This is a genomic window from Pseudomonas sp. BW7P1, assembly GCF_024981055.1.
Taxonomy (GTDB): Bacteria; Pseudomonadota; Gammaproteobacteria; order Pseudomonadales; family Pseudomonadaceae; genus Aquipseudomonas; species Aquipseudomonas bananamidigenes.
On the sequence record NZ_CP103374.1, the window covers coordinates 866787 to 888969 of the forward strand.

The window sequence follows — 22183 nt, forward strand, 5'->3', positions numbered from 1 at the left end:
GAATCAGGCAACGCTGACTCGGCGACCGAGCACGGTGGTCCAGCGTTCGGAAAGAATCACTCCACCCAGCGTCAGCAAACCACCGACCAGGTGATACATCGCCAGTTGTTCTTTCAACACCACCGCAGCAATCAGCGCGGTGATCAGCGGCAGCAGGTTGAAAAACAGCGTGGTCCGGCTTGGCCCCAGACGCTGCACGGCCTGCATCCACGCCAGCGGCGCAAGCATCGAGGCCAGCAGACAGGCATAGAGCACCAACGGAATGTTCTGCACGCTCAGGCCGGTCTTCGGTGAAACGGCATACAGCGGAAACAGCACCACCACCGCCACCAGCACCTGCAAATACAGCAACACCAGCGGTGGCAGGCGCAGCTGCCATTTCTTCAGCAGGGTGCTGTAGATCGCGTAGGCGAGGGTGGCGATCAGCATCATCGCGTCACCCAGGTTCACTCCGTGTTGCAGCAGTGCGCCGAGGCTGCCGGACGACACCACCACCAACACACCGGCGAAGGACAGCACCGCACCGACCAGCGCCCCGGCGGTCAGGCGCTGACCGAGGCTGAAGATCGCCATGGTCAGCGACATCAACGGCATCAGCGACAGGATGATGCCCATGTTGGTGGCGCTGGTCATGGTGGCCGCGAAATAGGCCAGGCTCTGATAGACCGCCATCCCGAGCACGCCGAGGATGAAGATTTTGCCCAGGTTCGGGCGGATCTGCGGCCAGTGCGCGAGCACTTTCCCGAGCATGAACGGAGTGAACAACAGGCCGGCGAACAGCCAGCGGTAGAAGCCGATCTCGGCGGGGAAAATGGCACCGACCGCGAGTTTGTTGATCACGGTGTTGCCGGCCCAGATGAAAATCGCCAGCAGGGGAAACGCGTATTGCATGGGAGGAGAAACCAGTACATTGATGAGCGCTGATTATCCCTTGTCCGGATGCAGGCCTATACTGCGAACCGGACAACCTGCCTCTGATTCCGGACAGCATGAACAGTAAACACATCGATCTGCTGGATTTCAGCGAACTGCCCTCGGCCGTGTATTTCCGCTATGCCGACTTCAACGCCCACGAATACGCCGCGCCCCATCGTCATCCATGGGGCACGCTGGAGTACGCGGCTCACGGCGTGCTGCACATGGAGGTCGACGGCAGTCGCTTCATGTCGCCGCCGCAATACGCGGTGTGGGTGCCGCCGCAGGTCGAGCACAGTTTCTACAGTCATCAGCCGGTGAATTACCGGGCGGTGTGCCTGGCGCCCGGGGTGTGCGCGGATTTGCCGGCGCAAGCGTGCACCCTGGCGATCAGCGATATCCTCAAGGCCATCCTCAAGGACTTCGCCGCCCGGGATGTGAAGATTCCTGCGCTCGAGGCCGACCAGAGACTGGCCCGGGTACTGGTGGATCAACTGCGTCAGTCGCCGGTTCATCAGTGTTATCTGCCGTACGCCAGCAGTCCCGGTTTGCGGATCATCCTCGAAACCCTGCAGGCCGAGCCCGGTAACAATGAACCGCTGGCGCACTGGGCGGAGCAGGTGCATGTCAGTGAACGCACCCTGGCCCGGCAATTCGTCCGGGAGCTGGGGATGAGTTTCGGCGAGTGGCGTCAGCGCCTGCGTTATCTCGCCGCCATCGAGGCGTTGGAGAGTTCACGCAGCGTGCAGGAAATCGCCTTCGATCTCGGTTACAGCAGCGGCTCGGCGTTCATCGCCATGTTCGCCCGGCAGGCCGGTTGTACGCCGGAGCAATACCGGCGCAGTCATCTGGAGAGCAGGAAGGTGTAACAAGCTTTGACTACACTCAGCCGGAGGCCGTATCCATCGATGCGGCGACAAGGAGAAAACTCCATGAAGATGCTGCGTGTCCCTTTGTTGATGATCGGTCTGCTGCTGTGCTCCCAGGGTTTCGCCGCTACGGCGCAACAGAACAAGATGACCACCTGCAACGCCGACGCCACGGCCAAGAGCCTCAAGGGCGACGAGCGCAAAGCCTTCATGAGCACTTGCCTGAAGGCCGCGCCGGCTGCCAACGACGCCAAGACCCTGACCCCGCAGCAGGAAAAGATGAAGACCTGTAACGCCGACGCGAAAACCAAGGCCCTGACCGGCGATGCGCGCAAGGCGTTCATGAGTGATTGCCTGAAGAAAAAATAACCGGTTGGACTTGTGGTGAGCAGGTCGGCCTCAGCGTCGGATCGCCGCCCGGGCCAAGCCCGCTCCCACAGGTATTCAAGCGGTTCACGACATGGGTGTTCGACACTTGACCTGTGGGAGCTGGCTTGCCAGCGATGAGGCCCTGCAGGTCTGGCTGCATATCCCTAGTGCTCATCCCGGATCGCTGGCAGACTGCCAATCCTTTTACGCCGTTCGTTTTGAGGCTGTATGCCAACGTTTTCTGAGCGTCATGTTGTGTTCTGGGTCAGTTGCATCATCATTTTCGGCGGTTTGCTGCTGGTACTGCCGCTGCGTTTATTGCCCAGTCTGCTGGCGGGGCTGCTGGTATTCGAGCTGGTCAACATGCTCACCCCGCAACTGCAAAGGCTGATCGAAGGCCGTCGCGCGCGCTGGCTGGCGGTGGCTCTGCTGGGCACGCTGGTGGTGAGTGTGCTGGCGCTGATCTTTGCCGGGGCCATCAGTTTCCTTCTGCACGAGGCGGAGAACCCCGGGGCTTCCCTCGATAAATTCATGGGTGTGGTCGACCGTGCCCGGGGGCAACTGCCGCCGTTTCTCGACAGCTACCTGCCGGCCAGTGCCGCCGAGTTCCGTGTCGCCATTGGCCAATGGGCGAGCAAACACCTGTCCGAGCTGCAACTGGTGGGCAAGGATGCGGCGCACATGTTCGTGACCCTGTTGATCGGCATGGTGCTGGGCGCGATCATCGCCTTGCAGCGCGTGCCGGACGTCACCAAGCGCAAGCCGCTGGCGGCCGCACTGTTCGACCGTCTGCACCTGCTGGTTCAGGCGTTTCGCAATATCGTCTTCGCGCAGATCAAGATTTCCCTGCTCAACACCTTCTTCACCGGGATCTTCCTGGCAGTGATCCTGCCGCTGTTCGGGATCAAGCTGCCGCTGACCAAGACCCTGATCGTGCTGACCTTCCTGCTCGGCCTGCTGCCGGTGATCGGCAACCTGATGTCGAACACGCTGATCACCATTGTCGGCCTGTCGCTGTCGATCTGGGTGGCGGTTGCCGCGCTGGGTTACCTGATCTTTATCCACAAGCTCGAATACTTCCTCAACGCGCGCATCGTCGGCGGGCAGATCAGTGCCAAGTCCTGGGAGTTGCTGCTGGCGATGCTGGTGTTCGAAGCCGCGTTCGGCCTGCCGGGGGTGGTGGCGGGGCCGATTTATTACGCGTATCTGAAGAGTGAGTTGAAGTTGGGAGGGATGGTTTAGCAGGTGATCGTTCCCACGCGAGCGTGGGAACGATCATCGTGGTGTCAGTTCATCGAGCCGTATCGCTTCATGGCCTCGATCGCCAGACCGCTGCCGATGCTGCCGAAGATGTTGCCTTCCACATGGCGGGCATTCGGCAGCATCGCTGAAACGCTGTTGCGCAGCGCCGGAATGCCGCTGGAACCGCCGGTGAAGAACACCGTATCGACCTGACCCACCGCCACATTCGCGTCCGCCAGCAATTGCGTGACGCTGCCGCGCACACGTTCCAGTTGCGAGTCGATGGCGGATTCGAACAAGGCACGACTGAGTTCCACGTTCAACCCGGACTCGATGCGATCCAGTGCTACATGGCGGCTGTCGTTGTGGGTCAGATGGATCTTGGTTTCTTCCACCTCCATCGCCAGCCAGTGTCCGGCGCGCTGTTCGATCAGCTTGAACAGACGGTCGATGCCACCGGTGTCTTCGATGTCGTAGCGCATGCTGCCCAGGGCCAGGGTCGACTTCTGCGAGTACACCGAGTTGATGGTGTGCCAGGTCGCCAGGTTCATGTGGTGACTGGTGGGCATCAGCGCGCCGCTCTTCATGCGGCTGCCATAGCCGAACAGCGGCATCAGGCCCTGCAGGCTCAGTTGCTTGTCGAAATCGGTCCCGCCGATGTGCACGCCGCCGGTGGCGAGGATATCGTCGTGACGGTTGTCCAGGCCCCGACGCTCCGGCGACAGGCGCACCAGCGAGAAGTCCGAGGTACCACCGCCGATGTCGACGATCAGTACCAGCTCCTCCCTTTCGATGGTCGACTCATAGTCGAATGCCGCAGCAATCGGCTCGTACTGGAACGACACGTCCTTGAAACCGAGCTTGCGCGCCACTTCCACCAGGGTGTCTTCGGCTTCCTGGTCGGCCAGCGGATCGTCGTCGACGAAGAACACCGGACGACCCAGCACAACCTGCTCGAACTCACGATCGGCGGCGGCTTCGGCGCGGCTCTTGAGTTGGCCGATGAACAGCCCGAGCAAGTCCTTGAACGGCATCGCAGTGCCCAGAACACTGGTGTCGTGCTTGATCAGCTTGGAGCCGAGCAGGCTCTTGAGCGAGCGCATCAGCCGGCCTTCGTAGCCTTCCAGGTATTCGTGCAGCGCCAGGCGACCGTAGACCGGGCGGCGCTCCTCGATATTGAAGAACACCACCGACGGCAGGGTGATCTTGTCGTCTTCCAGCGCGATCATCGTTTCCATGCCGGGGCGCAGCCAGCCGACGGTGGAGTTGGACGTGCCGAAGTCGATGCCGCAGGCACGGGCTGGAGAGGCGTCTTTCATGTCTTTCGGTTCCGGTCAAAAAAACGGCCGCGCAGTGTATGCCAGTGCGCAGCAGATTCGAAGGCCGGTCATCCGCTATTTCACGACTATGCTTGCTTGAAAGTCGCCGCTTTGCCCCAAACTTGCTGGCATGGGCCGGCAGACACACCGGCGGTCGCAAGAACCGCCGTCCACTGCCGATAAACTTCTGCTGCGCCACCCGGTCACAACCTTGAGATCGGTCAACCCGGCACGCGCGAATCGGCGCATGCTGGCATCGGCGCGAAATCGATAACGGATGGTGATTCCTTCGATGGACTTCAAAGACTATTACAAGATACTCGGCGTGGAGCCGACGGCTGACGACAAGGCGATCAAGGCGGCCTATCGCAAGCTGGCGCGCAAATACCACCCCGATGTCAGCAAGGAAAAAGACGCCGAGACCAAGTTCAAGGATGTCTCGGAAGCCTATGAAGCGCTGAAAAGCGCCGACAAGCGCGCCGAATACGACGACCTGCGCCGCTACGGTCAGCACGGCCAGCCATTCCAGGGGCCGCCGGGCTGGCAGAGCCGTGGTGGTTTTGGCGGCGGTGGCGACACCGGTGACTTCTCGGACTTCTTCAGTTCGATCTTCGGCAATCGTGGTCCCGGATTCGGTGGCGGCGGCGGTCGGCAATCTCGCAGCGCCGGGCGCCGGGGAGAAGACGTGGAACTGGAATTGCCGATTTTCCTGGAAGAGACCCTGTCGAACGAATCGAAAAAGATCAGCTTCCAGGTGCCGCAATACAACGCCAACGGCCAGCACGTCAGCAACACCAGCAAGAGCCTGAACGTGAAAATCCCGGCGGGCGTGACCGACGGCGAGCGCATCCGCCTCAAGGGTCAGGGCGCGCCGGGCATCGGTGGTGGCGCCAGTGGCGATCTGTACCTGACCATCCGTTTCGCGCCACACCCGAAATTCGATGTCGAAGGCCAAAACCTGATCATCACCCTGCCGCTGGCACCGTGGGAACTGGCGCTGGGGACCGAAGTGGCGGTGCCGACCCTGACCGGCAAGATCAACCTCAAGGTGCCGGCCGGCAGCCAGAACGGCCAGCGCATGCGTGCCAAGGGTCACGGTCTGCAGAACAAGGCAGGTGAGCGCGGTTACCTGTTCGTCCAGCTCAAGGCTGTCATGCCGAAGGCGACGGGCGATGACGTCAAGGCGCTGTGGCAGGAACTGGCGAAGAAAGCCGCTTTCAATCCGCGAGAGAACTTCTGAATCCGACGACGGAGTAGCCCATCATGAGCAGCACCCTGATCGTTCAACTGGACATGACAGAATTCTGTAAGGCGGCCGATTTGTCGGACGCCTGGGTGATCGAAATCGTCGATCACGGCATCCTCGAACCTCAGGGTACGCAGCCCAGGGAATGGCGCTTCACCGACTATGAGCTGGCCCTGGCCAAACGTGCCGCGAGGTTGCGGCGCGACCTGGAGCTGGAATGGGAAGGCGTCGCCCTGGCGCTGGATCTGCTGGACGAGGTGAAGGAACTGCGAGCGGAGAACCGCATGTTGCGCCAGCGACTGGCGCGGCTGGTGGTGGAGTAACGCTCAGACCTGTCTGGGCAGTGTCACGCTGAACAGTGTTCCTTCGGCTTCGCTTGAGCTGACTTCGATGGTCCCGCCGTGGGCGGTCACCACTTCCTTGACGATGAACAGGCCCAGCCCGAGGCTGGTCGATGCCTGACCGAGCTCTTCATCGGAGCTGCGCACCAGGGGATCGAAAATCGTGCCGATGGCCTCTTCGGAAATCGGCTCGCCATGGTTGTGCACCGTCAGGCTCACGACATCGCCTTCACCTTTCAATGTCACGATCAGATCCCGCGGGTGCGTCCCGTGCTGCAAGGCGTTGCCGATCAGGTTCTGCAGCAGTTGGGCCAGTCGTCCGGCATCCCAGACGCCGCGGGTATCGCCTTCGATGATCAGCGTCGGATCGCTTTGCGGGTTGCCGGCACAGGCTTCGGCAATCGCTGCCCGGGCCGTGTCGGCCAGATCCATGGGCGCCGGCTCGATCGGCAGACTCTTGCCCAGACGGCTGCGCACCAGTTCCAGCAGATCACTGACCATCGCTGCCATGTGCCGCGAACCCTGCCTGATGTTCTGTGCGCAGAGCAGCGCTTCGTCCTGCAGGGCGGTTTTACGCATCAGCAATTCGACGGACATGCTGACGGCCTGCAGCGGTGCCCGCAGGTCATGGCCGAGGATGGCCAGGAATATGTCCCGCGAGCGATTGACCTGTTCGGCATAGGCCGCCGTCGATTCGGTCAAGGCTTCGTCGATGGCTTCGTTGAAGCGGATCATGTCCTGGAAAGCCGTCATGTCCGGAGATTTCAGATGGGTGATCCACAGCCGGATCACGCAGGCTCTCAAATGCCGAAACTCGGAGGTCATCTGGATCAGATCAAAGCCTACCGTGTGGCGCAGTTCCCCATGGCTCGCACCCGCCTTGTCCAGACTGGGTGTTTTTTCCGGACCTTCGCCTTTGGCCTTGGCCATCTGCTCTCGGGGCGTCTGGGGTTTGCTCATGTCGCGGGCGGCAGCCAGCAGAATCGAACGGGCATGATCGCGCAAGGCCGGACCGTCGAGGAAATCGGCTGCGGGTGTCATGGTTCGGGCGAATTTTTCCCATTCACCGACGATTTCATCAACATGGGTTTCGATGAATACGGAAAGACGCATGGAGGATTACCTGAGCGGGAATTGCAGTGTGCGTCTCGAAGCGTAGTCCGTCTGGCAAGAATCACACGACCATTCGAGAGTTCCGCCCTGCACAGACAAGCGGCAGATACGGAAAAGGCCTCGGCCCGCGCGACATGCGTGAGCCCGAGGCCTTTTCCGTGTGTCGGCGAGCCTAGAACAGAAAATACCGCTGCGCCATCGGCAGTGTTTCCGCCGGCTCGCACCAGAGCAGCACACCGTCGGCCTTGACCTGGTAGGTTTGCGGATCAACGTCGATGTCCGGCAGGTAGTCGTTGTGAATCAGATCGGTTTTCTGCACGTCACGGCAACCTTTGACCACGGCGATTTTTTTCTTCAGGCCCAGGGCTTCGGGCAATCCCGCTTCCTGCGCCGCCTGGCTGATGAAAGTCAGGCTGGTAGCGTGCAGCGAGCCGCCATGACTGGCGAACATCGGGCGGTAATGCACCGGTTGCGGAGTCGGAATCGAGGCATTGGCGTCGCCCATCAGGCTCGCGGCGATGGCGCCGCCCTTGAGGATCAGCGTGGGTTTCACGCCGAAAAATGCCGGGCGCCACAGTACCAGATCGGCCCATTTGCCGACTTCCACCGAACCCACTTCATGGCTGATGCCGTGGGTGATCGCCGGGTTGATCGTGTACTTGGCGATGTAGCGTCTGGCGCGGAAGTTATCGTTGCCTTCGCCATCCTGAGGCAAAGGACCGCGCTGCTTTTTCATCTTGTCGGCAGTCTGCCAGGTGCGCGTGATGACTTCGCCGACGCGGCCCATGGCCTGGCTGTCGGAGCTGATCATCGAGAACGCGCCCAGGTCGTGGAGGATGTCTTCGGCGGCAATGGTTTCGCGGCGGATGCGGCTTTCGGCGAACGCCACGTCTTCGGCGATGCTCGGGTCGAGGTGGTGGCAGACCATCAGCATGTCGAGGTGTTCGTCGATGGTATTGCGGGTGAACGGCCGGGTCGGGTTGGTCGAACTCGGCAGCACGTTGGCGAAACCGCAGGCCTTGATGATGTCCGGCGCATGGCCGCCGCCCGCGCCTTCGGTGTGATAGGTGTGGATGGTGCGGCCCTTGAACGCGCCGAGGGTGGTTTCGACGAAGCCGGACTCATTGAGGGTGTCGGTGTGGATCGCCACCTGCACGTCGTACTGATCGGCAACGCTCAGACAGTTGTCGATGCTCGCCGGGGTGGTGCCCCAGTCTTCGTGCAGCTTGAGCCCGATGGCACCGGCCTTGACCTGTTCGATCAGCGGCTCCGGCAGGCTGGCGTTGCCCTTGCCGGTGAGGCCGATGTTCATCGGGAATGCATCCGCCGCCTGGAGCATCCGCGCCAGGTGCCATGGCCCGGAAGTGCAAGTCGTGGCGTTGGAGCCGGTGGCCGGTCCCGTGCCGCCGCCGATCATGGTGGTGACGCCGCTCATCAGTGCTTCTTCGATCTGCTGCGGGCAGATGAAATGGATGTGGGTATCGATGCCGCCGGCAGTGAGGATCATGCCCTCGCCGGCAATCACTTCGGTACTGGCGCCGATGGCGATGGTCACGCCTGGCTGCACGTCCGGGTTGCCGGCCTTGCCGATGGCGGCGATACGCCCGTCCTTGAGGCCGACGTCGGCCTTGACGATGCCCCAGTGGTCGATGATCAGCGCGTTGGTGATCAGCGTGTCGACCACTTCAGCGGCCAGCAACTGGCTCTGACCCTGGCCGTCGCGGATCACTTTGCCGCCGCCGAATTTCACTTCTTCGCCGTAGGTGGTGAAGTCCTGTTCGACTTCGATCCACAACTCGGTGTCGGCCAGGCGCACCTTGTCGCCGACGGTGGGGCCGAACATGTCGGCGTAGGCTTGACGCGAGATCTTCATTTCAATTCCTTGCACAAATTTATTGTGGCGAGGGAGCTTGCTCCCGCCGGGCTGCGCAGCGGCCCCAAAAACCGTGATTGATTTTCGTCAGATACACCGCATTTCCCGGGTTTACGAGTGCTGTGCACGCGAGCGGGAGCAAGCTCCCTCGCCACAGGAATCCACTGGTCAGTCGAGGTCACCCATGACCCGCCCGGCAAACCCGAACACCCGCCGATGGCCGGCGTATTCCACCAGTTCCACCTCGCGGCTCTGTCCGGGCTCGAAGCGCACGGCGGTGCCCGCCGGAATATTCAGGCGCATGCCGCGGCTGGCGGCGCGATCGAAGGTCAGGGCGTCGTTGGTTTCGAAAAAGTGATAGTGCGAGCCGACCTGGATCGGACGGTCGCCGCTGTTGGCCACTTTCAGACTGACCGTACGGCGACCGACGTTGAGTTCGATATCGCCGGGCTGGATCCGGTATTCGCCGGGAATCATCAGTTCGCTCCTTGCAGGACTTTGTAATAGAGGGCCGTCGGGCGATACGTGCCCTGCGGATCGCAGGCGTAGTCGGGAATCTCCCCGGCGCGGGTGTAGCCCAGGGCCTTGTAGAATTCTTCGGCCGGGGAGCCGGCCTCGGTGTCGAGGTAGAGCATGCCGCGCCTGTGCTGGCGGGCCGCCAATTCGAGCGCTTCCATCAGTTGCTGACCGAGGCCCCGGCGCCGGGCCTGTTCGCGCACCAGCAGTTTCTGTACCTCGGCACGGTTCAGGCCATTGGCCTTCTGACACAGGCTCAGTTGCACGCTGGCCTGCACCTGTTCGTCCTTGACCACCACCCACAGCAAGACGTTGCCCCTGTTCAGGTTGTCCTGCACTTCATCGAAATAGGCGCGGGCCTGAACGGCATCGAGGTCGGCCATGAAGCCGACGCTGGCGCCATGGCCCACGGCGTCCAGCAGCAGGTCGATCAGGCCCTGACGATAGTGGGCAAAACTTTCAGCATTGACGCGTCGCAGTTGGGCGGAGTTCATCGGTATCACTCCTTGCGGGCGGGCGGTGGTTCCGCGCCAGGGTTGAGGGTCAGTTGCATGAAGGTCAGGTCGAGCCAGCGACCGAACTTGGTGCCCACCTGCGGCATCTGCCCGGTGGTGATGAACCCGGCGCGTTCGTGCAGGTGGATCGACGCGGCGTTACCGCTTTCGATGGCCGCGACCATGATGTGCTTGCCACAGCTCTTCGCCCGTTCGATCAGTGCGGTCATCAACCGCGGGCCGAGACCGTTGCCGCGCTGGTCGCTGCGCACGTAGACCGAGTGCTCGACGGTGTGGCGAAAACCGTCGAACGGTCGCCAGTCGCCGAACGAAGCGTAGCCGAGGGTGGCGTTGTCGGCGTCGACGATCACCAGGATCGGATAACCCTGGGCCTGGCGGGCGCTGAACCACGCCTGACGGTTGCCCAGATCGACGGCCGATTCATTCCAGATCGCCGTGGTGTTGAGCACGGCGTCGTTGTAAATGTCGCGGATCGCCGGCAGGTCGGCGTGCAGGGCATCGCGAATGGTGTAAGTCATGGCGCGGCCTCAGACGATCGGTTGGTGGACGGTGACCAGTTTGGTGCCGTCGGGAAACGTCGCTTCGACCTGGATCTCCGGGATCATTTCCGGGATGCCTTCCATCACTTGATCGCGGGTCAGCAGGGTGGTGCCGTAATGCATCAGCTCGGCCACGGTCTGGCCGTCACGGGCGCCTTCGAGCAGCGCCGCCGAGATGTAGGCCATGGCTTCCGGGTAGTTGAGTTTCACGCCACGGGCCAGTCGGCGTTCGGCCACGAGGCCGGCGGTGAAGATCAGCAGCTTGTCTTTTTCGCGTGGGGTCAGGTCCATCGTTTGAAATCCATTGTCGGCAGTTGAAGAAAATCAGGTGTTCCAGATTCGGGGAGGCAAGGCTTCACGGCCAAGCAACACAGGCCTGAGCAATCGCCACAGATCGATCAGCCAGGCCCGCGCCAGCAATGCTTCACCGGCCAGGCAACGGGCGACCAGAAGACCGGGCAATTGCGTCAGATCCCCGCGAACCTCATGGCCCAGCGAGCGGCAGCGCTCCAGCAGTTCGGCATCGATTTCGCCAGTCACCAGCAACGTCGCAAATACCGGATGGCCATCAAGGCCAATCGGCGAATCAAGCAAGCCATCAGCGCCGGCGATGCGCTGGCGCTCATGCCACAGCAACCGGCCATCGCGGCGAATATCCAGATGCGCCTGGAAATGCCCGAGGTCGAAACGCTCGCCACTGGCCGGGCGCCCGAGCGCCACGACGTCCCAGTAAAACAGTCGCGCATCGCCTTCAAGGTCGATCGAGGTCGTGAGTTCCGCCTGGGCGGCGCTGTAGACGATGGTTTCCTGGGGCAGCCATTCCAGTGTTGCGCCATCAGCGATGTGCAGCTCCAGGGACTGATAAGCAGGGCCCGTCGCGCGATACCACTTGGCTGCGCCGGGGCTGGTGATCTGCGCCCAGGCGTCCTGTTCGACGCGGGCACTGATGTTCAGCCGATCACCGCCGGCAATGCCGCCCGGCGGGTGGACGACGATGTGCTGGCAGACCTCGGGCCCTTCGGCATACAGATGCTTTTGCACCCGCAGCGGTCCGAGGTGACGGCGACGGGTCGGGCGCGTGCAATCGCCGAAGCGGGTGTAGGCCAGCTCAAGCTCGGCGTGCCAGCTCGGGGTAAACAGGGCAGTCGCTAAAGGTAGATTCATGTTTTCTGATTATCGTCAGGACGCTAGAGGTTAGATCGTAACCAGCCCGCGCACACCCTCGCTTTCCATATTTTCTCCGCGACCCTGCTGCACGATCTCGCCCCGGGACATCACCAGGTACTGATCGGCCAGTTCGGCGGCGAAGTCGTAGAACTGCTCCACCAGCAGAATCGCCATATCGCCACGGGCCGCGAGTTTTTTGATCACCGCACCGATCTCCTTGATCACCGACGGCTGGATGCCTTCGGTGGGTTCGTCGAGGATCAGCAGGCGCGGACGGCTGGCCAGTGCGCGACCGATCGCCAGTTGCTGTTGTTGGCCACCGGACAGGTCGCCGCCGCGCCGTTGCTTCATTTGCAACAGCACCGGGAACAGTTCGTAGATGAACGCAGGAACTTCCTTGGCTTCGCTGCCGGGAAAACGGGAAAGACCCATCAGCAGGTTTTCTTCCACGGTCAGTCGCCCGAAGATTTCCCGGCCCTGGGGTACGTAGGCGATTCCGGCATGCACCCGTTGATGCGGTTTGAATGTAGTGATCGGTTGACCTTCCCAGTTCACCGTACCTTCTTTCGCGGGCAGAAGGCCCATCAGGCATTTGAGCAGCGTGGTCTTGCCCACGCCGTTGCGCCCGAGCAGGCAGGTCACTTCACCGACCTTCACGTCAAAGCTCAGGCCGCGCAGGATATGGCTACCGCCGTAGTACTGGTGCAATTTGTCGACTTGCAGCATGTTGGAATTCCTCTTCAGCGGCCGAGATAGACTTCGATCACGCGCTCGTTGTCCTGCACCTGCTCCAGCGAGCCTTCGGCCAGCACGCCGCCCTGATGCAACACGGTGACGTGGTCGGCGATCGAGCCGACGAAGCCCATGTCGTGTTCCACCACCATCAGCGAATGCTTGCCGGCGAGCGACTTGAACAGTTCGGCGGTGAACTCGGTTTCGGCATCGGTCATGCCCGCCACCGGTTCATCGAGCAGCAGCAGTTGCGGGTCCTGCATCAGCAACATGCCGATTTCCAGAAACTGTTTCTGCCCGTGGGACAGCAGCCCCGCCGGACGATTGACCGAGGAGGTCAGGCGAATGGTGTCGAGCACTTCACTGATCCGGTCTTTCTGCTCACCGCTCAGCCGTGCCCGCAGACTGGCCCACACCGACTTGTCGGTTTTCTGCGCCAGTTCCAGGTTCTCGAACACGCTCAACGCTTCGAACACCGTCGGCTTCTGGAACTTGCGACCGATACCGGCCTGGGCGATCTGCACCTCGCTCATCTGCGTCAGGTCGAGGGTTTCGCCGAACCAGGCCTTGCCGTGGCTCGGGCGGGTTTTGCCGGTGATCACGTCCATCAGCGTGGTCTTGCCCGCGCCGTTGGGGCCGATGATGCAGCGCAGTTCGCCGACGCCGATGTACAGGTTCAGCGCGTTCAGCGCGCGGAAGCCATCGAAGCTGACGCTGATGTCTTCCAGGGTCAGGATCGTGCCGTGACGGGTGTCGAGGCCCGGACCGACGCGTTGCCCGAGGCCGATCGAGTCGCGGCTGGTGCCTTCGTCCTTGTTGGGCTCCACCGGGAAAAAGGCCGGTTCCAGCATGAATTCAGCGCTCGCCGTGACTCTCATGATTCACCTCGTTTCTTCAGCAGACCGATCACACCCTTGGGCAGGTACAACGTCACGACGATGAATAGCGCGCCGAGGAAGAACAGCCAGTATTCGGGGAAGGCCACGGTAAACCAGCTCTTCATGCCGTTGACCACACCGGCGCCGAGCAGCGGGCCGATCAGCGTGCCGCGCCCGCCAAGGGCTACCCACACAGCGGCTTCGATGGAGTTGGTCGGCGACATTTCGCCGGGGTTGATGATCCCCACCTGCGGCACGTACAGCGCACCGGCCAGACCACACAGCACCGCGCTTAATACCCAGACGAACAGCTTGAAACCGCGAGGGTCGTAGCCGCAGAACATCAGGCGATTTTCCGCATCACGCAACGCGGTCAGCACCCGGCCGAACTTGCTGCGGGCCAGGCGCCAGCCGATGAACAGGCTCGCCACCAGCAACAGCACCGTCGCCAGAAACAGCACCGCACGAGTACCCGGTTCGGTGATGCCGAAGCCAAGGATCGTGCGGAAATTGGTGAAACCGTTGTTGCCGCCGAAGCCGGTCTCGTTACGGAAGAACAGCAGCATCCCGGCGAACGTCAGCGCCTGGGTCATGATCGAGAAATACACGCCCTTGATCCGCGAACGGAAGGCGAAGAAGCCGAATACCAACGCCAGCAATCCCGGCGCCAGCACCACCAGACACATCGCCCAAAGGAAGTTGCCGGTGCCGCTCCAGTACCACGGCAGCTCGCTCCACGACAGGAAGGTCATGAACGCCGGCAAGCCATCGCCGGCAGCCTGACGCATCAGGTACATGCCCATCGCATAACCGCCGAGGGCGAAGAACAGTCCGTGACCCAGGGACAGCAGGCCGGCATAGCCCCAGACCAGATCCAGTGCCAGGGCGACGATGGCGTAACAGAGAATCTTGCCGACCAGCGTCAGGGTATAAGCCGAGACGTGCAGTGCGTTGTCCTGCGGCAATAGCGACAGCAGCGGCAGGGCGATCAGCAAGGCGAGAACAACCGCGCCGACAGCGAGGGACACTTTGGGGCCGGCCTTTTGTGTGGCCGTGACTAGCAGGGGCTGGTTCATCAGTCGATCACCCGTCCTTTCAGTGCGAAGAGGCCTTGCGGACGTTTCTGGATGAACAGAATGATCAGCGCGAGGATCAGGATCTTGCCGAGCACCGCACCGATCTGCGGTTCGAGAATCTTGTTGGCGATGCCCAGGCCGAACGCGGCGAACACGCTGCCGGCCAGTTGCCCGACGCCGCCGAGCACCACCACCAGGAACGAGTCGATGATGTAGCTCTGACCGAGGTCGGGGCCGACATTGCCGATCTGGCTCAGCGCCACGCCACCGAGCCCGGCGATACCCGAACCGAGGCCGAAGGCAAGCATGTCGACGCGACCGGTGGGCACGCCGCAGCAGGCAGCCATGTTGCGGTTCTGGGTGACGGCGCGCACGTTCAGGCCGAGGCGGGTCTTGTTCAGCAGCAGCCAGGTCAGCGCCACCACAAACAGCGCGAAGGCGATGATCACGATGCGGTTGTACGGCAGCACCAGATTCGGCAGCACTTGAATCCCGCCGGACAGCCACGCCGGGTTGGCGACTTCCACGTTCTGCGCACCGAACAGCAACCGGACAAGCTGAATCAGCATCAGGCTGATGCCCCAGGTGGCGAGCAGGGTTTCCAGCGGCCGGCCGTAGAGGTGACGAATCACTGTGCGCTCCAGGGCCATGCCGATGGCCGCCGTGACGAAGAACGCCACCGGCAGCGCAATCAGTGGATAAAACTCGATGGCTTGCGGTGCGTAGCGTTGGAACATCAACTGCACCACATAAGTGGAGTAGGCACCGAGCATCAGCATCTCGCCGTGGGCCATGTTGATCACGCCCAGCAGGCCGAAGGTGATCGCCAGACCCAGCGCCGCGAGCAACAGAATCGAACCGAGGGACATGCCGCTGAAGGCCTGGCCAAGCAGTTCGCCGACCAGCAGTTTGCGCTTGACCTGAGCGAGGCTGGTTTCGGCGGCGGTGCGCACGTTGGCGTCGGTTTCGACGCCGGGTTCGAGCACACCTTCGAGGCGTGTGCGGGCGAGCGGGTCGCCGGTTTCACCGAGCAGACGCACAGCCGCAAGACGCACCGCCGGGTCCGTGTCGACCAGTTGCAGGTTGGCCAGCGCCAGGCTCAGGGCGGCGTGGACGTTTTCATCTGTTTCGCCAGCCAGTTGCCGGTCGAGGAATTTCAGCTGCGCCGGCTTGGCGCTTTTCTGCAATTGCTGCGCGGCGGTCAGACGGGTTTTGGCGTCGGCAGCGAGCAATTGGTGGCTGGCCAGCGCGGTGTCGATCAGACCCCGCAGGCGGTTGTTCAGGCGCAGGGTTTTGGTTTGGCCGTCGAGGGTCAGTTCGCCTTGTTGCAGGGCGTAGATCAGTTCGACACGGGCCGGATCGGGCTGCGCGGCCCAGGCTTCCAGCAGTTTGGCCTGTTGCACAGGGTTGGCGGCGACGAAGTCTTCGGCGTCCCCGGCATGGGCGGCCATCGGCAGCAAAAGTGCAAGGGCCAGGATCAAGCGATAAAGGGCAGTGGGCATGGAGAGTCGCCTTGCTTGGATTTTGTGGGAGCTGGCTTGCCAACGATGCAGGCGGCTCGGTGCATCTGTTGGACCGAGGTGATGCCATCGCTGGCAAGCCAGCTCCCACAGGATCGGTGTCAGGCTCAAGCCTTGCGCTCAAGCCTGACATCCAATGGCTCAGTTGCTCTTGACCGCATAATCCGGCTTCTTGTCGTTACCCGGAATGAACGGGCTCCACGGCTGCGCACGGATCGGCCCTTCGGTCTGCCACACCACGTTGAACTGACCGTCGTTCTGGATCTCGCCGATCATCACCGGTTTGTGCAGGTGGTGATTGGTCTTGTCCATGGTCAGGGTGTAGCCGGACGGCGCAGCGAAAGTCTGGCCGGCGAGGGCTTCGCGGACCTTGTCGACGTCGGTGGACTTGGCTTTTTCCACCGCCTGCGCCCACATGTGGATGCCGACGTAAGTGGCTTCCATCGGGTCGTTTGTCACGGCTTTGTCGGCGCCCGGCAGGTTATGTTTCTTCGCGTAGGCTTTCCAGTCAGCGACGAACTTCTTGTTCACCGGGTTCTCCACCGATTCGAAGTAATTCCACGCCGCGAGGTTGCCCACCAGCGGTTTGGTGTCGATGCCGCGCAATTCTTCTTCACCCACCGAGAATGCTACGACCGGTACGTCGGTGGCCTTCAGGCCCTGGTTGGCCAGCTCTTTGTAGAACGGCACGTTGGAGTCGCCATTCACGGTGGAGATCACCGCAGTCTTGCCGCCGGCCGAGAATTTTTTGATGTTGGCGACGATGGTTTGATAATCGCTGTGGCCGAACGGGGTGTAGACCTCTTCGATGTCTTTGTCCGCTACGCCTTTGGAGTGCAGGAACGAGCGCAGGATCTTGTTGGTGGTGCGCGGGTAGACGTAGTCGGTGCCGAGCAGGAAGAAGCGTTTGGCGCCGCCACCGTCTTCGCTCATCAGGTATTCAACCGCCGGGATCGCCTGCTGGTTCGGCGCGGCGCCGGTGTAGAACACGTTCGGCGACATTTCTTCGCCTTCGTACTGAACCGGGTAGAACAGCAGACCGTTGAGTTCCTCGAACACCGGCAGCACCGATTTGCGCGACACCGAGGTCCAGCAGCCGAACACCACCGCCACCTTATCCTGGGTCAGCAACTGCCGGCCCTTTTCCGCGAACAGCGGCCAGTTCGACGCCGGGTCGACCACCACCGGTTCGAGCATCTTGCCGTTCACCCCGCCTTTGGCGTTGATCTCGTCGATGGTCATCAACGCCATGTCCTTGAGCGAGGTTTCGGAGATCGCCATGGTGCCGGACAACGAATGCAGAATCCCGACCTTGATGGTCTCGGCGGCCTGTACCGTCCAGGTCATGCCCATCGCGGCAATGGATGCCGTGAGTGTGAAAGCCTTGATCAAACTGCGACGCTTCATTGTGCGATCTCCACGAACGTTAAAGTTTTTTATGGTTGGCAGATGCGAACGACTGAAGGCTGTTTTGCAAGGGCTGTGCCCGGTCGGGTTTGGGCAGGAAAATGTCGGTTTAGAGCGGTTGTGCGCAGATCCGGCGCACCATGAAGGGACGTGTTACATGCAGGGGTGCAGCGGGGTGCGCCAGATTGGGGCGCGACCCCCGAGCGTTCAGCGGCGGCGCATCAAGCCAATGAAAAACAGTCCGCCGAGGGCTGCTGTGGCGACGCCGATGGGCAGGTCTTCCGGTGCGATCAACGTGCGTGCGGCGACATCGACCCACACCAGAAACACGCTGCCGAGCAACACGCACACCGGCAGCAGACGCCGATGTTCTGCACCGATCAGACGCCGGGCGATGTGCGGCACCATCAGCCCGACAAAGCCGATGGAGCCACTGATCGACACCAGCACCCCGGTCATCAACGAAGCAATCACGAACACCCGCAGACGCACCGCCCGGGCATTCAGGCCGAGGGTGACGGCGGTCTGTTCGCCGGCCATCAAGGCGTTCAGCGGACGGGCCATGCCGATCAGCAGAATCAACCCGAGCGATACGCTGAGCGCCGGCACTGCCAGCAACTCCCAGCGCGCCAGACCGAGGCCGCCGAGCATCCAGAACATCACCGCCGAACTGGCCCGGTGATCGCCCATGAACAGCAGCAGGTTGGCGATCGCCATCATCACGAACGACACCGCCACGCCGCACAGCAGCAGACGGTCACTGTCCAGCCGACCCCGTCGGTTGGCGATGCCCAGCACCAGAAACATGCTCGCCAATGCGCCGATGAACGCGGCGATCGGCAAGGTCAGCAGACCGACGATTTCACCGACGTGCAGCACCACGATCACTGCGCCGAGGGTCGCACCGGAAGTGACACCGAGCAGATGAGGATCGGCCAGCGGATTGCGCGTCACCGCTTGCAGTACCGCGCCGATCAACGCCAGCCCGGCGCCGACCAGCGCACCGAGCAACATGCGCGGCACACGGATCAGCCAGACGATGGGCTCCTGGCCGGCGCTCCAGTCCGGCACGCCAAGACCGAACAATTTATGCAGCAGAATCCGCCACACCACGTCCACCGGAACCCGCGCCGGGCCGAAGCCCAGCGACACCACGCACGACACCAGCAACCCGGCGCCGAGGGCGAGCAGCAGCCAGCCGTAACGACGATTGATCATGCGCCGTGGAAACCTTTGGCCAGGGTTTCAACCGCCAGCACGTTGTCGATCCCCGGCGTGGCCTGTACGTAAGGAATGACGATGAAGCGCTGGTTCCTGATCGCGTCCACCGATTGCAGGGCCTTGTTCTGCAGCAGGAATTCAATCTTCTGCTCGGCGGTGATTTCGCTGTAGTCGACGATGACGATCACCTGCGGATTACGCTCGACTACGGTTTCCCAGTTGACCCGGGTCCAGCTCGCTTCAACATCATCAAGAACGTTGCGCCCACCGGCAGCATCGATCAGCGCTTGCGGCATGCCGAGGCGGCCGGAGGTCATGGCGCGGTCTTCGCCGCTGTCGTACAGGAACACTCGCGGTTTTTCGGCGGGAAGGTCTTTGCGGATTTGCGCAACCTGATTTTGCATGTCGGTGATCAGCACGTTGGCTCGATCCTGTACGTCGAAGATTCTGCCGAGGTTGCGCAGGTCGTTGTAGGTGTCGTCCAGGGTGGCAGCCGGGCGCTTCATCACGAAGGCACAGGACTCGGTCAGCTCATAGACGTTGATGCCCAGCGGTTGCAGGGTTTGCGGCGTGAGATCGCCGCCGACGCGCATGCCGTAATCCCAGCCGGCGAAGAAGAAATCGACGTTGGCGTCGAGCAACGTTTCCACCGACGGGTACTTGGCCGCCAGTTCCGGCAATCCGTCGAGCAGACTCTGCATTGGCGGCGTTACCGATTTCCAGCCACTGACGCCGCTGTAGCCGGCCATCTTCGACTTGAGGCCGAGGGCAAGCATCATTTGGGTCATGTTGATGTCGTGGCTGACCGCGTGTTTCGGCGCTTGCTTGAAGGTCACCTGGCGGTTGCAGCTGTGGATCGTCAGCGGGTACTTCGTGGCCTCGGCGAAGGCGTGGGTGGTGCCCAGCAACAGAGCGAGGCAAAGCAGGGAACGCACAGTCATGGTCGGGTTATCCAGGTGATTCGCGGGTAGCCGTGGAGGGGGTGAGGATCGATCAATGCTTCGACGCCGAACACATCGCGCAGCAATTCGACGGTCAGCACTTCTTGCGGCGTTCCGCTGGCGACGATGCGACCGTGATTGATCACGTACAGGCGGTCACAGAACGCGGCGGCCAGGTTCAGGTCGTGGATGCTCGCCAGGGTGCCGATCTGCAAACGCTTGACCCGCTGCAGCAGTTCCAGCTGATAGCGCGGATCGAGGTGATTGGTCGGCTCGTCGAGGATCAGCAGTTGCGGCTGCTGGGTCAGGGCGCGGGCCAGGATCACCCGCTGTTTTTCACCACCGGACAGCGTGGCGAATGCGTGGTCTTCGAAGCCGTCCATGCCTACGGACTTGAGGGCCTGGGTGGCGAGATGGCGATCTTCCAGCGTGTCGCCATCGAACAGGCCCTTGTGCGGCGTGCGCCCCATGGCGACCACTTCTTCGACCGTCAGGCCGAAGGTGTCGGGGAATTCCTGCAGGACAACAGCGATACGTTGTGCGCACCAACGCGAGGATTGCCTCCACACGTTGTGGTGATCGAGTCTGACCTCACCGTGTTCCGGCTGGCTGAAGCGATAGGCACAGCGCAACAGGCTGGTCTTGCCACTGCCATTGGGTCCGATCAGCCCGACGAATTCACCGGCGGCCACGTGCAACGACGCGTCACGCAGTCGGAACTGGTGATGGCAGTGACCGTGGCCCAAGGGGGACCAGGCGAGATCGGCGAGCGTCAGTGAAGTCATGTGTTGTTCAGCTTGAAGTCCATGAAGTGAATCCGGCCGTTCCATTGCCCGCAGCCGGTCAGCGCAAAAGAAAGCCCGCAGCATGGGCGGCGGGCAATGAGCTGAAAACTGGTTATACAGTAACACTTAAATCGGCCGAATATCAGGTCCGCCAGTTTAAGGACTCGTCTGAAACGTGCATCTCGCCGGTCTCATGATGAAGTTGAGGCCGATTCAGTTTGCCGGCCCAGACGCGACAACAGCAGTCGGTCCAGCAGCCATACCACCACCAGCGAAGCCCCCACGAGCGGAAACACCACCGCCAGCACCAGCATGATCGCCACGCCGGTTTTCCACTTCGGCAGATCGTGGCGCAGCGGCGGTACGCCGAACTTGCCCTGCGGGCGACGCTTCCACCAGATCACCACGCCGCTGACGGCGCTGAGCAGGATCATCAGACAGATCAGCAGCACGATGATCTGGTTGAAGGTGCCGAACATCTTGCCTTCATGGAGCATCACGCCGATCTCGGTAGCCCGGGCAACGGCGCCGTAGTGCTCGAATCGCACATCAGCCAACACCTTGCCGGTGTACTGATCGACATGCAGCGTGGCGTCGTTGCGCGGGTCGTCGGCGAACACGGCGATGGTGAACACGCCGGTGGCGGTGGTCGGCAGGGTGATGCTGTAGCCGGGCTCGACCTTGCGCTCGATGGCGATGTTCTGTACTTCCTGAAGGCTGATGATCGGCGCGGCGGGGCCGTGTTGCATGCCACCGTGGGCCATGTGTTCGGCGTGATCGCCGGACATCGGCATCGGCGTGTTTTCCATGGCCCACGGGACGGTCTGGCGGGCGGCGTTGTTGAGGCTGCCGGCCTCGACGTCGGAGGTCGGCACATTGTTCCACATCGCCGCCGGGAACACGTTCCAGACCTGGGCGTATTGTTTGCCCCAGAAGCCGGTCCAGGTCATGCCGCTGAGCAGCATCACCAGCAGCAACGCGGCGCCCCAGAAACCGGTGACCGCATGCAGGTCACGCCACAGCACGCGACTGCGGCTGTTCAGGCGTGGCCACAGAATCCCCGCCGCCTGGCCGCGCGGCCACCACAGGAAAACCCCTGACACCACCAGCACCACGCCCCAGCCGGCGGCCAGTTCGATGAGTCGGTCACCGACAGTGCCGATCATCAGTTCGCCGTGGATCGCCCGGGCGAGCGCCTGCAGGTTCTGCTTGGCGTCCTGCTCGCCGAGGATGTCGCCGTGGTACGGGTCGACGAACACGTTCAGCTCATGACCGGCATTTTTCACCACGAATTGCGCGCTGCGTTCGGCGTTCGCGGGTGGCAGGTACTGGGTGACCTGGCCTTGTGGATAAGCGCTTTTGACCTTTTGCAGCAGGTCATCGGCCGGCACGGTGTGATGGCCGGCCGGGACGTTCAGCAGGCTGCTGTACATCAGCGAATCGAGTTGCGGCTTGAACAGGTAAATGATGCCGGTCAGGGCCAGCATCACCATGAACGGCGCGACGAACAATCCGGCATAAAAATGCCAACGCCAGGCCAGGTTGTAGAAATTCGGTTTGGGTTGTTTCATCACGAGTGCTCCGCTTGGCTTGGATCTT

23 protein-coding genes are annotated in these 22183 nt (G+C 62.1%); 5 read left to right on the forward strand and 18 right to left on the reverse strand.

Annotated elements, in window-relative coordinates:
* Positions 1-3: 3 nt before the first annotated feature.
* Positions 4-891, reverse strand: a complete 888-nt coding sequence (locus NWV16_RS03810) for a DMT family transporter (protein WP_260522026.1) — start codon at positions 889-891, stop codon at positions 4-6.
* Positions 892-989: 98 nt separating this feature from the next.
* Between NWV16_RS03810 and NWV16_RS03815 the strand changes: the two genes are divergently transcribed.
* The 3 genes from NWV16_RS03815 (at position 990) to NWV16_RS03825 (ending at position 3395) form a co-directional block, all read left to right on the forward strand.
* On the forward strand, positions 990-1784 hold the full coding sequence (locus tag NWV16_RS03815; protein ID WP_260522027.1) for a helix-turn-helix transcriptional regulator: 795 nt from the start codon (positions 990-992) through the stop codon (positions 1782-1784).
* A 63-nt stretch (positions 1785-1847) separates the two neighbouring features.
* Complete coding sequence (locus NWV16_RS03820; protein ID WP_065258819.1) at positions 1848-2153, forward strand: PsiF family protein; 306 nt, start codon at positions 1848-1850, stop codon at positions 2151-2153.
* 228 nt (positions 2154-2381) lie between these two features.
* The gene (locus NWV16_RS03825) at positions 2382-3395 is read left to right on the forward strand and encodes an AI-2E family transporter (protein ID WP_065258820.1); all 1014 of its coding nucleotides are present in this window, start codon (positions 2382-2384) and stop codon (positions 3393-3395) included.
* 44 nt (positions 3396-3439) lie between these two features.
* On the opposite strand, the gene NWV16_RS03830 is transcribed toward NWV16_RS03825, so the two are convergent.
* Positions 3440-4714: an Hsp70 family protein gene (locus NWV16_RS03830; RefSeq protein WP_260522028.1), complete on the reverse strand. Its 1275-nt coding sequence runs from the start codon at positions 4712-4714 to the stop codon at positions 3440-3442.
* A 292-nt stretch (positions 4715-5006) separates the two neighbouring features.
* Here NWV16_RS03830 and NWV16_RS03835 point away from each other — a divergent pair, with 292 nt between their 5' ends.
* Positions 5007-5954 (forward strand): DnaJ C-terminal domain-containing protein, encoded by a 948-nt coding sequence (locus NWV16_RS03835; RefSeq protein ID WP_260522029.1) that lies wholly within the window; start codon positions 5007-5009, stop codon positions 5952-5954.
* 23 nt (positions 5955-5977) lie between these two features.
* The gene (locus tag NWV16_RS03840) at positions 5978-6283 is read left to right on the forward strand and encodes a chaperone modulator CbpM (protein ID WP_065258822.1); all 306 of its coding nucleotides are present in this window, start codon (positions 5978-5980) and stop codon (positions 6281-6283) included.
* Between the two features lie 3 nt (positions 6284-6286).
* On the opposite strand, the gene NWV16_RS03845 is transcribed toward NWV16_RS03840, so the two are convergent.
* The 16 genes from NWV16_RS03845 to NWV16_RS03920 all read right to left on the reverse strand — a co-directional run bounded on the left by NWV16_RS03845 (position 6287) and on the right by NWV16_RS03920 (position 22155).
* A complete protein-coding gene (locus NWV16_RS03845) occupies positions 6287-7414 on the reverse strand; it encodes a sensor histidine kinase KdpD (protein ID WP_260522030.1) in 1128 nt (375 codons plus the stop codon).
* A 172-nt stretch (positions 7415-7586) separates the two neighbouring features.
* A complete protein-coding gene (ureC, locus tag NWV16_RS03850) occupies positions 7587-9287 on the reverse strand; it encodes an urease subunit alpha (RefSeq protein ID WP_065258825.1) in 1701 nt (566 codons plus the stop codon).
* A gap of 168 nt (positions 9288-9455) precedes the next feature.
* On the reverse strand, positions 9456-9764 hold the full coding sequence (locus NWV16_RS03855) for an urease subunit beta (protein WP_260522031.1): 309 nt from the start codon (positions 9762-9764) through the stop codon (positions 9456-9458).
* Positions 9764-10297 carry a GNAT family N-acetyltransferase gene (locus NWV16_RS03860; protein ID WP_260522032.1) on the reverse strand — a complete coding sequence of 178 codons (534 nt, stop codon included), beginning with the start codon at positions 10295-10297 and terminating at the stop codon, positions 9764-9766. Before NWV16_RS03860 ends, NWV16_RS03855 begins: the two co-directional genes overlap by 1 nt.
* A 5-nt stretch (positions 10298-10302) precedes the next feature.
* Positions 10303-10836 carry a GNAT family N-acetyltransferase gene (locus NWV16_RS03865; RefSeq protein ID WP_260522033.1) on the reverse strand — a complete coding sequence of 178 codons (534 nt, stop codon included), beginning with the start codon at positions 10834-10836 and terminating at the stop codon, positions 10303-10305.
* Positions 10837-10845: 9 nt separating this feature from the next.
* Complete coding sequence (gene ureA / locus NWV16_RS03870) at positions 10846-11148, reverse strand: urease subunit gamma (RefSeq protein WP_039766748.1); 303 nt, start codon at positions 11146-11148, stop codon at positions 10846-10848.
* A gap of 33 nt (positions 11149-11181) precedes the next feature.
* On the reverse strand, positions 11182-12021 hold the full coding sequence (locus NWV16_RS03875; protein ID WP_260522034.1) for an urease accessory protein UreD: 840 nt from the start codon (positions 12019-12021) through the stop codon (positions 11182-11184).
* 30 nt (positions 12022-12051) lie between these two features.
* The gene (gene urtE, locus NWV16_RS03880) at positions 12052-12750 is read right to left on the reverse strand and encodes an urea ABC transporter ATP-binding subunit UrtE (RefSeq protein WP_260522035.1); all 699 of its coding nucleotides are present in this window, start codon (positions 12748-12750) and stop codon (positions 12052-12054) included.
* Between the two features lie 14 nt (positions 12751-12764).
* Positions 12765-13634: an urea ABC transporter ATP-binding protein UrtD gene (gene urtD / locus NWV16_RS03885; protein ID WP_409519324.1), complete on the reverse strand. Its 870-nt coding sequence runs from the start codon at positions 13632-13634 to the stop codon at positions 12765-12767.
* On the reverse strand, positions 13631-14710 hold the full coding sequence (urtC, locus tag NWV16_RS03890) for an urea ABC transporter permease subunit UrtC (protein ID WP_260522036.1): 1080 nt from the start codon (positions 14708-14710) through the stop codon (positions 13631-13633). The genes urtD and urtC overlap by 4 nt, the downstream gene beginning before the upstream one ends.
* A complete protein-coding gene (urtB, locus tag NWV16_RS03895; protein WP_260522037.1) occupies positions 14710-16212 on the reverse strand; it encodes an urea ABC transporter permease subunit UrtB in 1503 nt (500 codons plus the stop codon). Before urtB ends, urtC begins: the two co-directional genes overlap by 1 nt.
* Positions 16213-16371: 159 nt before the next feature.
* Positions 16372-17637, reverse strand: a complete 1266-nt coding sequence (gene urtA / locus NWV16_RS03900) for an urea ABC transporter substrate-binding protein (protein ID WP_260522038.1) — start codon at positions 17635-17637, stop codon at positions 16372-16374.
* Between the two features lie 207 nt (positions 17638-17844).
* Complete coding sequence (locus NWV16_RS03905; RefSeq protein ID WP_260522039.1) at positions 17845-18855, reverse strand: iron ABC transporter permease; 1011 nt, start codon at positions 18853-18855, stop codon at positions 17845-17847.
* Positions 18852-19799: an ABC transporter substrate-binding protein gene (locus tag NWV16_RS03910; protein ID WP_260522040.1), complete on the reverse strand. Its 948-nt coding sequence runs from the start codon at positions 19797-19799 to the stop codon at positions 18852-18854. The genes NWV16_RS03905 and NWV16_RS03910 overlap by 4 nt, the downstream gene beginning before the upstream one ends.
* On the reverse strand, positions 19796-20584 hold the full coding sequence (locus tag NWV16_RS03915; RefSeq protein WP_260522041.1) for an ABC transporter ATP-binding protein: 789 nt from the start codon (positions 20582-20584) through the stop codon (positions 19796-19798). The genes NWV16_RS03910 and NWV16_RS03915 overlap by 4 nt, the downstream gene beginning before the upstream one ends.
* A gap of 191 nt (positions 20585-20775) precedes the next feature.
* Positions 20776-22155, reverse strand: coding sequence for a PepSY domain-containing protein (locus NWV16_RS03920; RefSeq protein WP_260522042.1), 1380 nt, complete (start codon positions 22153-22155; stop codon positions 20776-20778).
* Positions 22156-22183: the final 28 nt, after the last annotated feature.

Excerpts from the sequence above, each read along its gene's own strand:
- NWV16_RS03810 (WP_260522026.1), bottom strand. The coding sequence starts at position 891 with ATGCAATACGCGTTTCCCCTGCTGGCGATTTTCATCTGGGCCGGCAAC.
- NWV16_RS03815 (WP_260522027.1), top strand. The coding sequence starts at position 990 with ATGAACAGTAAACACATCGATCTGCTGGATTTCAGCGAACTGCCCTCG.
- NWV16_RS03820 (WP_065258819.1), top strand. The coding sequence starts at position 1,848 with ATGAAGATGCTGCGTGTCCCTTTGTTGATGATCGGTCTGCTGCTGTGC.
- NWV16_RS03825 (WP_065258820.1), top strand. The coding sequence starts at position 2,382 with ATGCCAACGTTTTCTGAGCGTCATGTTGTGTTCTGGGTCAGTTGCATC.
- NWV16_RS03830 (WP_260522028.1), bottom strand. The coding sequence starts at position 4,714 with ATGAAAGACGCCTCTCCAGCCCGTGCCTGCGGCATCGACTTCGGCACG.
- NWV16_RS03835 (WP_260522029.1), top strand. The coding sequence starts at position 5,007 with ATGGACTTCAAAGACTATTACAAGATACTCGGCGTGGAGCCGACGGCT.
- NWV16_RS03840 (WP_065258822.1), top strand. The coding sequence starts at position 5,978 with ATGAGCAGCACCCTGATCGTTCAACTGGACATGACAGAATTCTGTAAG.
- NWV16_RS03845 (WP_260522030.1), bottom strand. The coding sequence starts at position 7,414 with ATGCGTCTTTCCGTATTCATCGAAACCCATGTTGATGAAATCGTCGGT.
- ureC (WP_065258825.1), bottom strand. The coding sequence starts at position 9,287 with ATGAAGATCTCGCGTCAAGCCTACGCCGACATGTTCGGCCCCACCGTC.
- NWV16_RS03855 (WP_260522031.1), bottom strand. The coding sequence starts at position 9,764 with ATGATTCCCGGCGAATACCGGATCCAGCCCGGCGATATCGAACTCAAC.
- NWV16_RS03860 (WP_260522032.1), bottom strand. The coding sequence starts at position 10,297 with ATGAACTCCGCCCAACTGCGACGCGTCAATGCTGAAAGTTTTGCCCAC.
- NWV16_RS03865 (WP_260522033.1), bottom strand. The coding sequence starts at position 10,836 with ATGACTTACACCATTCGCGATGCCCTGCACGCCGACCTGCCGGCGATC.
- ureA (WP_039766748.1), bottom strand. The coding sequence starts at position 11,148 with ATGGACCTGACCCCACGCGAAAAAGACAAGCTGCTGATCTTCACCGCC.
- NWV16_RS03875 (WP_260522034.1), bottom strand. The coding sequence starts at position 12,021 with ATGAATCTACCTTTAGCGACTGCCCTGTTTACCCCGAGCTGGCACGCC.
- urtE (WP_260522035.1), bottom strand. The coding sequence starts at position 12,750 with ATGCTGCAAGTCGACAAATTGCACCAGTACTACGGCGGTAGCCATATC.
- urtD (WP_409519324.1), bottom strand. The coding sequence starts at position 13,634 with ATGAGAGTCACGGCGAGCGCTGAATTCATGCTGGAACCGGCCTTTTTC.
- urtC (WP_260522036.1), bottom strand. The coding sequence starts at position 14,710 with ATGAACCAGCCCCTGCTAGTCACGGCCACACAAAAGGCCGGCCCCAAA.
- urtB (WP_260522037.1), bottom strand. The coding sequence starts at position 16,212 with ATGCCCACTGCCCTTTATCGCTTGATCCTGGCCCTTGCACTTTTGCTG.
- urtA (WP_260522038.1), bottom strand. The coding sequence starts at position 17,637 with ATGAAGCGTCGCAGTTTGATCAAGGCTTTCACACTCACGGCATCCATT.
- NWV16_RS03905 (WP_260522039.1), bottom strand. The coding sequence starts at position 18,855 with ATGATCAATCGTCGTTACGGCTGGCTGCTGCTCGCCCTCGGCGCCGGG.
- NWV16_RS03910 (WP_260522040.1), bottom strand. The coding sequence starts at position 19,799 with ATGACTGTGCGTTCCCTGCTTTGCCTCGCTCTGTTGCTGGGCACCACC.
- NWV16_RS03915 (WP_260522041.1), bottom strand. The coding sequence starts at position 20,584 with ATGACTTCACTGACGCTCGCCGATCTCGCCTGGTCCCCCTTGGGCCAC.
- NWV16_RS03920 (WP_260522042.1), bottom strand. The coding sequence starts at position 22,155 with ATGAAACAACCCAAACCGAATTTCTACAACCTGGCCTGGCGTTGGCAT.